Below are 15737 nucleotides of genomic sequence, written 5' to 3'. Positions count from 1 at the left end.
CATAGCCAAAAAATGGTCGATATTGTAACTCAAAATACCTCATCCAGAGAAGTCTGGATACAACAACTTGCAGAAGCAATCACTAATCCAGATGAATTGCTGCAAATACTTAACCTAGAAAATCACCTTTTATCAAAAGAAGGCAGTGAGGCACGTAAACTATTTCCTTTACGCGTTCCAATGCCCTTTATTTCCCGTATGAAGAAAGGCGATCCACTAGATCCTCTGTTATTGCAGGTATTAACCGCAAAAGCAGAGTTTGATATACATCCAGGTTTTTCTACTGACCCACTAGAAGAGCAGGATAATGAAATTCCAAGTTTACTGCATAAATACCACAACCGCGCATTACTGCTGGTAAAAGGTGGCTGTGCAGTCAACTGTCGCTACTGTTTTCGCCGGCATTTTCCTTATGAAGACAACAAAGGAAATAAAAATAACTGGTTGATGGCTGTGGATTATATAAAAAACCACACCGAACTCAATGAAATCATCTTCTCAGGTGGTGATCCATTGATGGCAAAAGACCATGAACTCGATTGGCTTATCAGCCAATTAGAGGCGATCCCACATATAAAACGCCTTAGAATTCATACTCGCTTGCCTGTAGTGATACCTGAACGTATCACTGAAACTCTCTGTAAACGCCTTGCTAGCTCAAGGTTACAAGTAATTATGGTGACACACGTTAACCATGCTAACGAAATCGACGAGTCATTCACCAATGCTATGCAAAAACTAAAGTTATCAGGTGTGACATTATTAAACCAAAGCGTATTACTGCGCCAAGTTAATGACAACGTGACAGCTCTGATGAATTTAAGTAATGCTCTGTTTGATGCGGGTATTTTACCTTATTACTTACATGTATTAGATAAAGTCCAAGGTGCCGCTCACTTTTTAGTGAGTGATACTGAAGCTAGACAATTAATACAGCAATTATTGAGTAAAGTCTCAGGGTACCTTGTACCTAAGCTCGCTCGGGAAATTGGGGGAGAGCCAAGTAAAACACTGCTTGACCTTAATTTAAGGCAGAACTAGAAAGCAAAACGCCCAAATCATCATTTGGGCGCTATGAATTCATTTTAGGGGCACTTATAAACTTGGCCAACCATTTTGCTATCTAATGGAATGAAGCTAGATAACACAGTTTCACTTGGGCTTGATGCACCAAAAATCACGTTACCGCCCATTGCCGCGGCTTTATTACGTAAATCATTTGCTGCGCTGCGCATTGAGCTAGATTCATTATTCACACCACTCAACCAGTTGCTTTGAGTCCCTGCAACCTGACCGAGAAGTTGGCAATCACTTCCTGGTTGATTCTCAACAAAACGAACTTGTGAGCCTGCCGCAGTCAAATTAGTTGTTGTTGAACAACCTGCTAAAAGCAATAATGCAGCAGCACCAAGCAAGACTTTAATTCGCATGTTTTCCCTCATTTTTTCATTGTGTTTTTGCAGCTGGTTTGAAAATCGCTTTAGTTTCAATAATCTATTAATTGAAATATCTAGGAGGTGATTAACATACAGCGCCATAATTGCCGCACATCACCAGCCGAATAGAGTTTACCACAAATTAACCAAGAACCTGCTCTATTCTTTACTAATTCAAACCATTTACCTTACGTTAAATATAACCTGTGAAGCAACATTGACGCAAAAATAAATCGTATAACGCATTAATTGTACATCGTTTCGAGGTATTACATTCATCAATAATTAATGGTTATATATTTATTAAAAACCAATAAAAAACCGGCACCGCTAGGAACACTAACGATACCGGTTTTGTGGTGGGTAGCCCTAACTGAGTTAGTAACTACTTAAGCTTGATGTCGCCAGCTGGCTTACATCATACCGCCCATTCCACCCATGCCGCCCATACCAGCAGCACCTAAGTCAGGTGCGTCTGATTTTGGCAGTTCAGTGATCATCGCTTCAGTGGTGATCATCAGACCTGCGATAGACGCTGCGAATTGCAGAGCAGAACGCGTTACTTTAGTTGGGTCTAAGATACCCATGTCGATCATGTCGCCGTAAGTATCAGTCGCCGCGTTGTAACCTTCGTTACCTTTTGCTGCTTTCACGTTGTTAACAACAACAGAGGCTTCTTCACCTGCGTTAGTAACGATTTGACGCATTGGCGCTTCCATCGCACGCAGAGCAACACGAATACCTACGTTTTGTTCTTCGTTTTCACCAGTCAGTGCTTCCAGTTTCGCTGCAACGCGAACCAGTGCAGTACCACCACCAGCAACAACACCTTCTTCAACCGCTGCGCGAGTTGCATGCAGAGCATCGTCAACACGAGCACGTTTTTCTTTCATTTCAACTTCAGTTGCTGCGCCCACTTTAATAACAGCAACACCGCCTGCTAATTTAGCAACGCGCTCTTGCAGTTTTTCACGGTCGTAGTCAGAAGAAGATTCTTCGATTTGTTGACGAATTTGTGCAACACGGCCCGCAATCGCAGATTCTTCACCCACACCATCAATGATAGTGGTAGTGTCTTTGTTAATAACAATACGTTTTGCTTGACCTAAATCTTCTAATGTCGCTTTTTCTAACTCCATACCGATCTCTTCAGAGATAACAGTACCGTTAGTCAGAATTGCGATATCTTGCAGCATGGCTTTACGACGGTCACCGAAGCCCGGTGCTTTAACCGCTGCAACTTTAACAATACCACGCATGGTGTTAACAACCAGAGTTGCCAGTGCTTCACCTTCAACATCTTCAGCGATGATTAACAGTGGTTTGCTTGCTTTAGCAACGCCTTCTAATACTGGCAGTAATTCACGGATGTTAGAGACTTTTTTGTCAACTAACAGGATGAATGGGTTTTCTAACTCAACAGCACCTGTTTCTGGTTTATTGATGAAGTAAGGAGACAAGTAACCGCGGTCAAATTGCATACCTTCAACCACATCCAGCTCGTCTTCCAGACCAGTACCTTCTTCAACCGTGATAACGCCTTCTTTACCGACTTTATCCATAGCTTCTGCAATTAATTTACCCACGGTTTCGTCGGAGTTTGCAGAAATAGTACCAACCTGTGCGATTGATTTAGTGTCTGAACAAGGAACAGACAAGGCTTTCAGTTCTTCAACTGCAGCAACAACTGCTTTATCGATACCGCGTTTCAGGTCCATTGGGTTCATACCCGCAGCAACCGCTTTTAAGCCTTCAGTAATGATAGCTTGAGCCAGTACAGTTGCAGTTGTTGTACCGTCACCTGCAGCGTCGTTAGCTTTAGAAGCAACTTCTTTCACCATTTGAGCGCCCATGTTTTCGAATTTGTCTTCTAATTCGATTTCACGTGCAACTGAAACACCATCTTTGGTGATAACTGGTGAACCAAAAGATTTATCTAAAACTACGTTACGGCCTTTAGGACCTAAAGTAACTTTTACTGCGTCTGCCAGAACATTCACACCACGAAGCATTTTCGTACGTGCATCACTACCAAATTTAACGTCTTTAGCTGCCATTATCTCTTTCCTTCAAATTCTTTTCGTTCGTTGAGAAGTTTTAAGTGAAAATTACGCTTCAACAATTGCCAGAATGTCACTTTCGGACATAATCAGAACTTCTTCATTGTCGATTTTTTCAGCTTTCACGCCATAACCATCGTTAAAAATTACGATATCGCCAACTTTCACATCCAGTGCTTTGATTTCACCATTTTCGAGGATGCGGCCGTTGCCAACAGCAAGAACTTCACCACGAGTTGATTTGCTTGCAGCAGTACCCGTCAGAACGATCCCGCCGGCAGATTTTGATTCAACTTCTTTACGCTTAACGATAACACGGTCATGCAATGGACGAATTTTCATTAATAGTTCTCCTATAAATAAAGTCCATACTAGGTAAAAGGACGATACCAGCATGTCTTAAATAAACTAGTACCATGTTTGAGCAGATTGGGGCGAAGAAGAGGGACTTCAAGGGGGGAGATAAAAAATTTTTCATTTTTATCTCCCCATAAATAGGGTGGTTTTATGGTTTAGGGCGTTCGTCTTTATCTGATGAATCTGTTTTATCTGAATTATCGATTGTAAAAGAAGGATCATCTTGCTTACGTTGGAATTCCCCCTCAAAAGTATCGCCACGTTGAAAGCCGCTATTTCCTGTTTGGTTAAAACCTGAACCCGGCTGGTAGAAACGAATATGAGGAATTAAGCGCATTACAATAAGCTTTTGAATTGGCGGAAGTAACAATAGTAAGCCAATAAAATCTGTAAAGAACCCCGGCACAATCAACAAGAAGCCCGCTAAAACCAATGCAACGCTCTTGATCATTTCAGCTGCTGGGCTTTCACCCGATGCTAACTTTTGTTGGATTTGTAGTACATTTTTCATACCTTGATTTTTAACGAGTGACACACCTAAACAGGATGTCAAAACGACCAAAATTAGCGTCATTAAAACACCAACTTCGGATGCAACCCGCACAAAAATCACGGATTCAATGTAAACGAGAATACATATCAGAATGAGTGGTAACCAGCGCACAAGTTCTCCTTTATTTCAATAAGCTATCGATTATTTTACGCCCCTAGGGAAACCTTTGTGAACTGCATCTAAGAGACAACTATCAATATTCGCTTTTTTCTTTAGTATAGCCATAATAATTGGGGCAGAGATAACGCTTTTCAACTCACAGATTTTTTTCATTAATGATACTTATCTGTGATGAATGTCACACAACGTGAAATCTGTTGCATAAATCAAACTATATAGTGATCTAGGTTCAAGGCAATAGATGATTAAAAGCATATCATCTACCCATAAATCAGTAGATCATAATGCTGACAACGTAGTAGACGGTGTTAATTGCTTGTAAAGTTTTACTTTGCAATATTAATCACCTGTGAATTTTGTTTTACGAAGTATAGATTTTTAAAGCGCATAAACGGACAGTAACTGTAATCTAATTAAGAAGGTTCTCATGTCAAACAATACTCGTATCGAAGAAGACCTGTTAGGTAAAAAAGAAGTTCCAGCTGATGCCTATTATGGTGTTCATACTCTGCGTGCGATTGAAAACTTTTATATCAGCGACCGCACTATTAACGATGTCCCAGAATTTATCCGCGGCATGGTTATGGTAAAAAAAGCGGCAGCTTTAGCCAACAAAGAACTGAAAACTATTCCTCGTAATATCGCAGAGACTATTATCAAAGCCTGTGACGTTGTGTTGAATGAAGGCAAATGCATGGATCAGTTCCCTGTTGACGTATTCCAAGGTGGTGCGGGCACATCACTGAACATGAATACCAATGAAGTACTGGCGAATATCGGTTTAGAGCTGATGGGTCACAAAAAAGGGGAATATGAATTCCTCAACCCAAATGATCACCTGAACAAAAGTCAATCCACTAACGATGCTTACCCTACTGGGTTCCGTATCGCAGTGTATAACTCAGTACTGAAGTTAATTGAATCTGTTGAATACCTGAGAAAAGGCTTTGAAGCTAAAGCTGAAGAATACAAAGACATTCTGAAAATGGGCCGTACCCAGTTGCAGGATGCTGTTCCAATGACCGTCGGCCAAGAATTCCATGCTTTCGCTACTCTCTTAAAAGAAGAAGAGAAAAACTTAAAACGCAGCATCGAATTACTGCTCGAAGTTAACTTAGGCGCTACTGCTATCGGTACAGGCTTGAATACTGCACCTGGTTACTCAGAGCTTGCCGTTAAAAAATTAGCTGAAGTGACTGGTTTACCATGCGTTCCTGCAGAAGACTTAATCGAAGCAACCTCTGACTGCGGCGCTTACATCACAGTTCACGCGGGCTTAAAACGTCTGGCAATGAAACTGTCTAAAATTTGTAACGACTTACGTCTGTTATCTTCCGGTCCTCGTGCAGGTCTGAAAGAAATCAATTTACCTGAGTTACAAGCTGGTTCTTCTATCATGCCAGCAAAAGTTAACCCTGTAATTCCTGAAGTTGTTAACCAAGCTTGTTTCAAAGTTATTGGTAACGATATCTGCGTAACAATGGCTGCTGAAGCGGGTCAATTGCAATTAAACGTAATGGAACCAGCGATTGGCCAAGCGATGTTCGAATCCATCTCTTTAATGAGCAACGCATGTCGTAATCTGCAAGAAAAATGCATTAGCGGCATTACAGTAAACAAAGAAATCTGTGAAGCATTTGTATTTAACTCCATCGGTATCGTCACTTACTTAAACCCATTTATTGGCCACCATAATGGTGACATCGTGGGTAAAATTTGTGCTGAAACCGGTAAGAGCGTCCGCGAAGTTGTTTTAGAACGCGGTTTACTGACTGAAGCTGAACTGGATGATATTTTCTCTATTGAGAACTTAAAACACCCAGCTTATAAAGCAAAACGCTTTGATGACTAAAAATTTATGTTTATCATAAATAACACTTAAAAATAAAGGCACGCCTCTCAATAGAAAGCGTGCCTTTTTTGATTGATACACACACAAATAATTAACATAACAGTTTCATAATTTTAATTTTCATTTTGTCGAGGAGTAAACACTATGTTAGCCGTAGAATTTATTATTGTTCTGCTGGCCATCTTTTTGGGGGCCCGTTTAGGTGGGATAGGTATCGGCTTCGCCGGTGGCCTTGGGGTACTGGTACTCGCTGCTATTGGCGTAAAACCAGGAACCATTCCATTTGACGTTATCTCAATCATCATGGCTGTTATTGCCGCTATCTCTGCAATGCAAATTGCTGGAGGTCTGGACTATTTAGTTGCCCAAACCGAAAAATTACTGCGCCGCAATCCTAAATACATCACCATTCTTGCACCCATTGTTACCTACTTCCTGACACTTTTCGCAGGGACAGGTAATATCTCTTTAGCAACACTGCCTGTTATTGCAGAAGTTGCAAAAGAGCAAGGCGTAAAACCGTGCCGTCCATTATCAACTGCGGTTGTTGCTGCTCAGATAGGTATTACAGCATCACCAATTTCTGCTGCAGTGGTTTACATGGCATCCGTCATGGAAAACCCTGCAATGGTTGGTGCAGGTAACACAGTCAGTTACATCTCTCTCTTAAGTGTTCTATTACCTGCGACATTCCTTGCTATCATTTTGATGTCGTTCATCATCTCTTGGACTTTTAACTCTAAATTATCCGATGACCCTATCTACCAAAAACGTTTAGCTGAAGGTTTAGTTGAACTGCGTGGTAGCCAAGTAAAAGAAATCAAAGCCGGTGCTAAGTCTTCTGTACTGCTGTTCTTACTTGGGGTTGTTGGCGTTGTCTGTTATGCCATCATTAACAGCCCAAGCTTAGGGATTGTCGAAACCCCATTAATGAACACCACAAATGCTATTTTGATTATCATGCTGACTGTAGCGACATTAATCACTATTTTCTGTCGTGTTAATACTGATGCAATCTTGAACTCAAGTACCTTTAAAGCAGGTATGAGCGCATGTATTTGTATTTTAGGTGTTGCTTGGTTAGGTGATACTTTCGTACAGCATAACATTGACTGGATCAAAGAAACTGCTGGTGATTTAATCCATGAGCACTCTTGGATGTTAGCGGTAATTTTCTTCTTCTGCTCTGCTTTACTATACTCACAAGCCGCAACAGCAAAAGCATTGATGCCTATGGCATTAGCGCTGAATGTAAGCCCACTAACGGCTATCGCATCATTCTCTGCGGTTTCTGGCCTATTTATTCTGCCTACTTACCCAACACTGGTTGCAGCAGTACAAATGGATGATACAGGGACAACACGTATTGGCCGATTTGTCTTTAACCATCCATTCTTTATTCCAGGTACCATCGCTGTCGCATTAGCTGTTTCATTCGGCTTCTTATTCGGCGGTATGATCCTATAGTTTATATTAGTATCAATTAATATTATAAAGACCCGTGCAAATCGCACGGGTTTTCTATGCCTACATATAACATATTATTTTTGTTATTCTATACAAAGTCACGGAGGAAATTATAAAAATATAATAATCATTCAGATAAAAAACTAAGCCATTTATTAAAAATATATTTAAAATATATTGAACTCGGTTGTTAATAATTAAATTAAAATCAGAAATAAGTATTTTTCTAACAATATATCTATATTAATACTCTACATATAAGTGTAACAAACAATGACTATAATCATATAATGACAAGCTGCTTCATTCATTTCTTCAAAATCACAAATAGAAATATAAATTCAAAAATAAAGTAAAAACAAATAACTATCAAAATAAATCACTGATAAAACAAAAACAAACAAACAATAACACTAAAAAGCCTCTCATCACACACGAATTGAGAGTACCAAAGATAGAAATCATCTATCAAAAATTTAAAATCAATCCGCCATAAATATTGGTAATAATTAACTGACCCTTGTTTAATAATATCCGAAAAGTCTGATAATTATCTTTTAATCACTCTGAGTGACACAAATTAAACATCACGAAACTTTAATAGAAAAATAACTTATTTGTTCAATATTTATATATTTGGAGGAGTAATGCTAAATACTCAAAGAAATGAAAATACAAATGTAACCGTTTATATTGGAAGCTTTTTAAAACACCGTAGAAAAGTGGTGGGCTTAACTGGCTCACAATTAGCTTCTCGCTTAAAAATTAGCCAACAACAAGTTTCTCGTTATGAAAGAGGTAAAAATGCGATTACGATCCAAGGTCTTTTAGATATTTTACAAGCTCTCGAATTACGAACACATGATATTGATGATTTTATGAAAAAAGTCTTTCAGTTTTATTATATCGATGCTGCATTAGAAGCTAAGTTGATCAACTAAGACCGATATAAATCCATGAAGTTCGTTTCAGGGGGGTTCTTCCCCCTCCTGTTTGCTTTAAACTCCCCCTCTTAATTTCCTATTTGATTTCGTTCTCCTTCGAAAACGACGACTCATAATAGCACTGCAAACCGCTATAATTCACAATTGAACATTGTTATGATGGATAAAAATCAGACATTATTGTGATGGAGTTAACAATGCCTATCCAACGCGAAATTATTTTGAGCCATGCGTTAAATCAATTGGAAATTCAAGGCTTATCCGCATCTACAGAGAATTTACTCAGTGAAATTGAATCTGATTTCTCTACTATTCGCCAGTTCTGGCCAGACGATGAGGCGCTTATTTATGATTGCTTACGCTATCATAGCCAGCAAATCGAAGTATGGCAGCGACAGACTTTGCTAGATGAGTCCCTAAGCCCACAGCAAAAATTAATGGCTCGCTACCAACAATTATCAGAAAAAGTCAGCCAAGGGCGTTTCCCTGGCTGTTTATTTATTTCTGCATGTAATTATTACCCAGATGCAGAGCACCCTATCCACCAATTAAGTCGCTTGCAAAAAGACAATTCGTTTCACTTCACTAAAAACCTATTAGAAGAGCTAGATATTGAAGACTCTGTATTGGTTGCTAACCAAATGGAACTAGTACTTGAAGGCTGTTTAAACCGTTTATTAGTACAAAGAGACATTCAAGATGTCGAGATTGCACAACACCTTTCTGAGGATATCCTAACAATCGCACTATGCCGTAAAAAAGGAGCGTTAAGTTAAAAAAACAACTAACGCATACTAAACACACACATTTTGCTGAAAAAGAAAACACTCAGTAAAAAAAAGTGGTTTTTTATTAAAAATGCATTGACGCAAACGGCTGAATACGGTTTAATGCGCCCCGTTGCCCGGATAGCTCAGTCGGTAGAGCAGGGGATTGAAAATCCCCGTGTCCTTGGTTCGATTCCGAGTCCGGGCACCACTTATTTAAAGAACCCGCCCAAAAGGCGGTTTTTTGCTTTTCTAGCTACGGTAGATTTCAGGTCGTTGCAACACGTTATTTATTTACTGGATTTCATGCCATTTTTGCAGATGTTCTTTGCTGTTAAAGACACCTATACCCCCTCATAAACCTATCTCTTATTTTCTTGTGTAAGTATTCCATAAAAACAAATCATTAACTTTAACAGATATGTCAATTTCAGCTTTTCATTCACACTAGGCTATCAGATTGAATTGTGTTCTATCTACGAAACCTGTCAGCTTAAATCTGAGCTGATACAGTCATGCTACGCTTTAATGTGTCTGGCAGATATACATAAAATAATATGTGTAGCAATATGCTGCGCTATTTAATGAGTTTTATCCGAAATATGGAAAGAAACCCGGAGCGGCATATTCAACTATGTCGGGATGTTTTATAGCAGTAAGCGTTAGCATGGCTTGCGTGTTCTTATATCACCAACGTAATATAAATATCAATATTATCAATTAGTAACACATGTTTACATAGCTCGTATTAATTCAAAATTAAATTAAGACTAACCTTCAGGTAAGGAAAAAATATAGAGTTTAAAAAGATAACTTGACCATCTTCACATTTTATAAAACATTAATTTGAAGTTACACTTCATTTGATGTTTTATATTGGAGTTTAATTCTAAATAGAAATCTCACTTATAACCACTACAAGAGTGAACGCGTATGAAAATAATAAAGAAAATATCTTATCTCTTTTTCACCATAATACTGTCTTCACCAATATTCTCATCGACCAGTTTTGCTGAGAAACTCCCCGCCCTTCCTGTGACATTAAAAAATGGAACCGGAGTAATTAACCAAAATATTATTTACATAGGTTTAGGTAGTACAGGAAACTCATGGTATAAACTTGATCTTAATGAAAATAAAAAAAAATGGGAAAAAATAGCTGATTTTCCGGGTACGCCAAGAGACCAAGCTATAGCAATTAAGTTAAATAATAATATTTATATATTCGGCGGAGCGGGAAAAGAAAATATTGATAGTGAAACAATAAGCTCATTAACAGATGTTTATCGTTATTCACCAAGTGAAGACAAATGGGAAAAAATAGATACTAGTTCACCTTATGGCTTGGTTGGTCATGCAGGAGTTAGTATCAGCACCAATAAAGCTATCATTCTTGGAGGAGTAAACAAGCAAATATTTGATAAATATTTCATTAATTTAAATAATGCTAAAAACAATTCATCTATTAAAAATAAAGTTATTAATGATTACTTTAATAAACCCATAGAAGGCTATTTTTTTAATCGAGTCATACTAACTTATAATGCAGATAATAATCAATGGGGTTCATTAGGCACTATTCCTTTTAATGGAACTGCGGGTTCTTCATTAGTAGTAAATGATAACAATTCAATAACCTTGATTAACGGTGAATTAAAACCTGGGTTACGTACTAGTGAAATACAAACGGCTATATTAGAAAATAATCAACTACAGTGGAATACTACTGTACAGAAACTTCCTCCACCATCACCTGAGCAGCAGCAAGATGGCTTGGCTGGTGCATTTGCAGGTTATAGTGCTCATACCTTACTTGTTGCTGGGGGTGCTAACTTCCCTGGGTCTCAGGCTAAGTATTCACAGAAACATTATTTTGCACATCAGGATTTAGACAAAAAATGGCATAAAGAAATTTATGGGTTGATTGATAATCAATGGAAAGTAATTGGTGAATTACCGATCCCTCTTGGTTATGGAATCACTATTGAGCATGGTAATTCACTATATTTAATCGGAGGTGAAACTACAAAAGGTGAGGCAGTTAATTCTGTAATCACTTTAACATTAAAAGATAAAGAGCTAATTATTAACTAAACCAGTTAAATTTATAAATTATAATAACCAACCAAGAACTCCATATTAAATTTATGGAGTCTTATCCACTCAGGTAAAAACTATGTTTAATAATAAAATTTTATTGGCATGTTGTACTTTTTTTATGTCATTTCAATTAAATGCGACTACACTAGACTTTCGTCATGAATATTCAGATTCATCCAGAATAAATAAAGATCGCATTGCCTTTATTCATTCATTTTCAAATGGTATCGGATTTTATATTGATGCCAGTATAAAGTCAGGTGGTGTTGACGGCGAAAAAGATAAAGTATTTAGTGATGTTGTTAATAATGCTATCGAAATGGGGCTAAGTTACAACCATAAGATAAATAAAAGTATAACGTTACAACCGGGATTAATTTTTGAAACAGTTACAGACACATCAATTTATAAACCTTATTTAAAGGCGCAATATAATTTTGATAACGGTTTATATATTGCAGGCCGTTATCGTTTTGATTATGCCAGAAAAACAAAAAAAGCTGTTGATGACGAAAAAACAAATCGCTTTGATGCGTTTATTGGCTATAAATATAATAAATACAAAATTGAATATGACTACACACAAATGTATAGCGATGGCATAAAATATGATAATAAGAAACGTAATTATGAACATAATGTCTCTTTCTCTTACCAATTGAGTGACACATTCACTCCTTATATTGAAGTTGGAAATGTTGCGGTAAGCCCGACCAGTGACGCCCGTCAAACTAGGTATCGTTTAGGATTACAATTCCACTTTTAAATCTTATGTAAAAAGATGCCAAAAATTATAGTGAGTAATTACTCCATTACTCACTATATTATTTTTTTATATTTATCAATAAATTAAGAAAAATATTTTATTATTTGATCTTCTTCACAAATTACGACTTTCGTAATTGAGGAATTTAGCTTCATAAAATAACATTAACTGGAGTTATACTTCAAAATAAAATGGTGAGTTCAAAATGGCATTGATTGAAAAGATGACTACGGATATTCAACAAAAAGGAGGGCTGATCGTTTCTTGCCAGCCTGTCGATAATAGCCCTATGGATAAGCCAGAAATTGTTGCTGCAATGGCTCAAGCTGCAGTTAATGCAGGTGCAGTAGCAGTACGAATTGAGGGAATAGATAATTTAAAAGCAACTCGCCCTCTTATTGATGTGCCAATTATTGGTATTGTCAAACGCGATTTACTGGATAGTCCTGTCAGGATCACACCTTGGTTAAGTGATGTAGAAGCACTAGCAACAGAAGGTGCCGATATTATCGCTTTTGATGGTACGGATCGTGTACGCCCAGTTCCAGTCAATGAGTTATTGGCTTGCATACACCACTTCAATAGGTTGGCAATGGCAGATTGTTCCACATTTAATGAGGGAATGTATTGCCAGGAATTAGGAACAGAATTTATTGGTTCAACTATGTCTGGCTATACCGGTGGTGAAATACCAAAATTACCTGATTTACAATTAGTGGCAGCACTCGCTGAAAATGGATGCCGTGTAATAGCCGAAGGCCGCTATAACACACCTATGATTGCAGCAAGAGCTATACAAGCTGGAGCTTGGGCTGTCACAGTTGGTTCCGCATTAACCCGACTTGAACATGTCTGTGATTGGTTTACCCATGCCCTCAAGTTACAGCAGGAATTAGTTAAATGAATATATTAGCAATTGATATTGGAGGAACAAAGATTTCGGCTGCATTAATCAGTCGAGACAATCAACTTACGCACCATACTCAAATTACAACCCCTGCAAGTGCATCACCAACTCAACTCTATGAAGCTTTGGTGGCGATAACTACACCACTAAAAGCGTATGCAGATGGTGTCGCCGTAGCCTCTACAGGGATTATCTGTGATGGCGTATTAACTGCATTAAATCCTAATAATTTGGGAGGATTAAAAAATTTCCCGTTAAAAAAAACACTTTCTACAATAACCGGTTTGCCTTGCTGGTTACTCAATGATGCTCAAGCTGCTGCATGGGCTGAATATGATTACCGCCATGAAAATATCTCTGATATGGCATTTATTACAGTATCGACAGGGGTTGGGGGCGGCCTAATTCAACAAGGACAATTACAGCTAGGAAAACGAGGTATTGCAGGCCATCTAGGCCACACTATAGCTGATCCTCATGGCCCTCTTTGCGGCTGTGGTCGTTATGGATGTGTCGAAGCTATCGCTTCCGGCCGTGCCATTGCTTCACAAGCTGTAAATGAACTTGCAGGTAAAGATGCTAAAGCTATTTTTACTGCCTATTACCAGGGAAGCCTTCAAGCGAAAACAATAATTGAAAACTCAGCAAGTACTATAGCTAATTTAGTTGCTGATATTAAAGCAATAATAGATGCCGACTGTGTTGTTCTTGGTGGAAGTGTTGGATTAGCAAATGGATATATCGAGCTTGTTCAAGCAGCTATCAGACAACAGCCCGAGGCGTTACAAGTCCCTATTTTAGCTGCTCACTATCATCATAATGCTGGACTTTGGGGAGCCGTTCTTTGGGCTAGGAAACACTAAAAAACTGTCGTACTTCTTACCTTTTACCTTACATATGGCAGGACTAAAAAAATGCAATTACATGATTTTGGTTTCGTTAATTATGCAGTGCTATTTGGATATTTAGCCGCAATGTTACTCGTTGGTGTTTATTTCTCTAAACGCCAAAAAACAGCGGATGATTATTTTCGTGCCGGGGGGCGGGTTCCCGGTTGGGCTGCCGGTGTTTCTGTCTTTGCAACAACATTAAGCTCAATTACCTTTATGTCAATTCCAGCGAAAGCTTATACTTCTGATTGGACTTTTATTATTGGCCAATATTTAGCGATCGCCATTTTGCCATTAGTATTTTATTTCTATATTCCTTTCTTTAGAAAATTAAAAATTACTTCAGCCTATGAGTATTTAGAAGCCCGTTTTGATATACGAAGTCGTTTATTTGCCAGCCTGTCATTTATGTTATTTCATATTGGTCGTATTGCAATTATCACTTATTTGACCGTACTCGCACTACGTCCTTTCATAGGGATAGACCCTATTATATTAGTTGTACTGATTAGTCTATTATGTATTATTTATACATGGATGGGAGGGATTGAAGGCGTTATTTGGACAGATGTTATTCAGGGATTGTTACTTTCAGGTGGTGCTGTTTTAATCTTTATCATGATTTGTTTTAAAGTTGATGGAGGTATTAGTGAGATTTTTACCACAACAGCACAGGCTGATAAATTTTTCCCGGATGCACAGTTACGCTGGAGTTGGACTGACAGTACTATTCCTGTATTAATGATTGGTTTTTTATTTGCCAATATTCAACAATTTACTGCAAGCCAAGATGTTGTCCAGCGCTACATTGTGACTGATTCTATCGAACAAACTAAACGTACTTTAATCACAAATGCTAAATTAGTTGCCATTATTCCTATTTTCTTTTTTGCCATTGGTTCAGCCCTATTTGTGTATTACAAACAAAATCCAAGTTTGTTACCTGAAGGTTTTAATACCGGAGGTATCTTACCCTTATTTATTGTTACAGAAATGCCAGTGGGTATTTCTGGGCTAATCATTGCAGCTATCTTTGCCGCTGCTCAATCGAGCATATCTAGTAGCTTAAATAGTATTTCTAGTTGCTTTAATTCTGATATCTATATTCGCTTAAGTAAAGTTGAACGGCGTTCAGAACAAAAAATGAAAGTCGCCAGATTAGTTATAATTATAGCTGGAGTATTCAGTAGTTTAGCCACAATTTGGCTAGTTTTATCTGACGAGTCTGAAATATGGGATGCTTTTAACAGCTTAATCGGTTTAATGGGTGGCCCTATGACCGGACTATTTATGTTAGGTATTTTTGTTAAACGTGCTAATGCAGGTAGTGCGGTCGCAGGCATTATAGTAAGTATCATTGCTGTATTAGCAGCCCGTTATGGCAGTGACCTTAACTTTTTCTTCTATGGTGTAATAGGTGCTATGTCAGTAGTCATTATTGGTACAATTACTGCGCCATTTTTCTCGGCAGCAAAACAAATTTCATTGGATGATAGTGAAATATCAAGGAACTCATAG

At 38.1% G+C, this 15737-nt stretch carries 14 protein-coding genes and 1 tRNA gene; 11 read left to right on the top strand and 4 right to left on the bottom strand.

All coding sequences use genetic code 11. The annotated features are described in order from the left end of the window. Nucleotides 1–12: 12 nt before the first annotated feature. Complete coding sequence (gene epmB, locus PSE83_RS16930) at nucleotides 13–1041, top strand: EF-P beta-lysylation protein EpmB (RefSeq protein WP_110591180.1); 1029 nt, start codon at nucleotides 13–15, stop codon at nucleotides 1039–1041. A gap of 44 nt (nucleotides 1042–1085) precedes the next feature. Here the strand turns inward: epmB and PSE83_RS16925 are convergent, their stop codons facing one another. The 4 genes from PSE83_RS16925 to PSE83_RS16910 form a co-directional block, all read right to left on the bottom strand. After that, nucleotides 1086–1430 carry a DUF4156 domain-containing protein gene (locus PSE83_RS16925; RefSeq protein ID WP_004908089.1) on the bottom strand — a complete coding sequence of 115 codons (345 nt, stop codon included), beginning with the start codon at nucleotides 1428–1430 and terminating at the stop codon, nucleotides 1086–1088. A gap of 419 nt (nucleotides 1431–1849) precedes the next feature. After that, the gene (gene groL, locus PSE83_RS16920) at nucleotides 1850–3493 is read right to left on the bottom strand and encodes a chaperonin GroEL (protein ID WP_004258673.1); all 1644 of its coding nucleotides are present in this window, start codon (nucleotides 3491–3493) and stop codon (nucleotides 1850–1852) included. A 51-nt stretch (nucleotides 3494–3544) separates the two neighbouring features. Further along, a complete protein-coding gene (locus PSE83_RS16915; RefSeq protein WP_004908085.1) occupies nucleotides 3545–3838 on the bottom strand; it encodes a co-chaperone GroES in 294 nt (97 codons plus the stop codon). A 163-nt stretch (nucleotides 3839–4001) separates the two neighbouring features. Next, nucleotides 4002–4517 (bottom strand): FxsA family protein, encoded by a 516-nt coding sequence (locus PSE83_RS16910; RefSeq protein ID WP_036958041.1) that lies wholly within the window; start codon nucleotides 4515–4517, stop codon nucleotides 4002–4004. Nucleotides 4518–4953: 436 nt separating this feature from the next. On the opposite strand from PSE83_RS16910, the gene aspA reads away from it, so the two are divergent. The 10 genes from aspA (at nucleotide 4954) to PSE83_RS16860 (ending at nucleotide 15737) form a co-directional block, all read left to right on the top strand. Beyond that, a complete protein-coding gene (gene aspA / locus PSE83_RS16905) occupies nucleotides 4954–6378 on the top strand; it encodes an aspartate ammonia-lyase (RefSeq protein WP_004258700.1) in 1425 nt (474 codons plus the stop codon). Between the two features lie 144 nt (nucleotides 6379–6522). After that, on the top strand, nucleotides 6523–7845 hold the full coding sequence (locus tag PSE83_RS16900) for an anaerobic C4-dicarboxylate transporter (protein ID WP_004258703.1): 1323 nt from the start codon (nucleotides 6523–6525) through the stop codon (nucleotides 7843–7845). A 647-nt stretch (nucleotides 7846–8492) separates the two neighbouring features. After that, nucleotides 8493–8786 carry a helix-turn-helix domain-containing protein gene (locus tag PSE83_RS16895; RefSeq protein WP_004258707.1) on the top strand — a complete coding sequence of 98 codons (294 nt, stop codon included), beginning with the start codon at nucleotides 8493–8495 and terminating at the stop codon, nucleotides 8784–8786. 206 nt (nucleotides 8787–8992) lie between these two features. Beyond that, nucleotides 8993–9565, top strand: coding sequence for a division control transcriptional repressor DicD (gene dicD / locus PSE83_RS16890; protein ID WP_409201109.1), 573 nt, complete (start codon nucleotides 8993–8995; stop codon nucleotides 9563–9565). 126 nt (nucleotides 9566–9691) lie between these two features. Beyond that, nucleotides 9692–9767, top strand: a tRNA-Phe gene (locus tag PSE83_RS16885). Between the two features lie 722 nt (nucleotides 9768–10489). Further along, entirely contained in the window at nucleotides 10490–11650 is a 1161-nt protein-coding gene (locus PSE83_RS16880) for an N-acetylneuraminate epimerase (protein WP_004258885.1), read from the top strand. 82 nt (nucleotides 11651–11732) lie between these two features. Continuing rightward, nucleotides 11733–12422, top strand: coding sequence for an oligogalacturonate-specific porin KdgM family protein (locus PSE83_RS16875; RefSeq protein ID WP_036958047.1), 690 nt, complete (start codon nucleotides 11733–11735; stop codon nucleotides 12420–12422). A gap of 205 nt (nucleotides 12423–12627) precedes the next feature. Next, the gene (locus tag PSE83_RS16870) at nucleotides 12628–13326 is read left to right on the top strand and encodes an N-acetylmannosamine-6-phosphate 2-epimerase (RefSeq protein ID WP_004258889.1); all 699 of its coding nucleotides are present in this window, start codon (nucleotides 12628–12630) and stop codon (nucleotides 13324–13326) included. Next, complete coding sequence (gene nanK / locus PSE83_RS16865) at nucleotides 13323–14192, top strand: N-acetylmannosamine kinase (RefSeq protein ID WP_004258893.1); 870 nt, start codon at nucleotides 13323–13325, stop codon at nucleotides 14190–14192. The genes PSE83_RS16870 and nanK overlap by 4 nt, the downstream gene beginning before the upstream one ends. Before the next feature lie 51 nt (nucleotides 14193–14243). Next, nucleotides 14244–15737: a sodium:solute symporter gene (locus PSE83_RS16860; RefSeq protein WP_004258898.1), complete on the top strand. Its 1494-nt coding sequence runs from the start codon at nucleotides 14244–14246 to the stop codon at nucleotides 15735–15737.

The organism is Providencia sp. PROV150 (assembly GCF_028481025.1).
In the GTDB taxonomy this organism is placed as follows: Bacteria; Pseudomonadota; Gammaproteobacteria; order Enterobacterales; family Enterobacteriaceae; genus Providencia; species Providencia hangzhouensis.
This window is presented reverse-complemented; position numbering and strand designations above follow the sequence as displayed.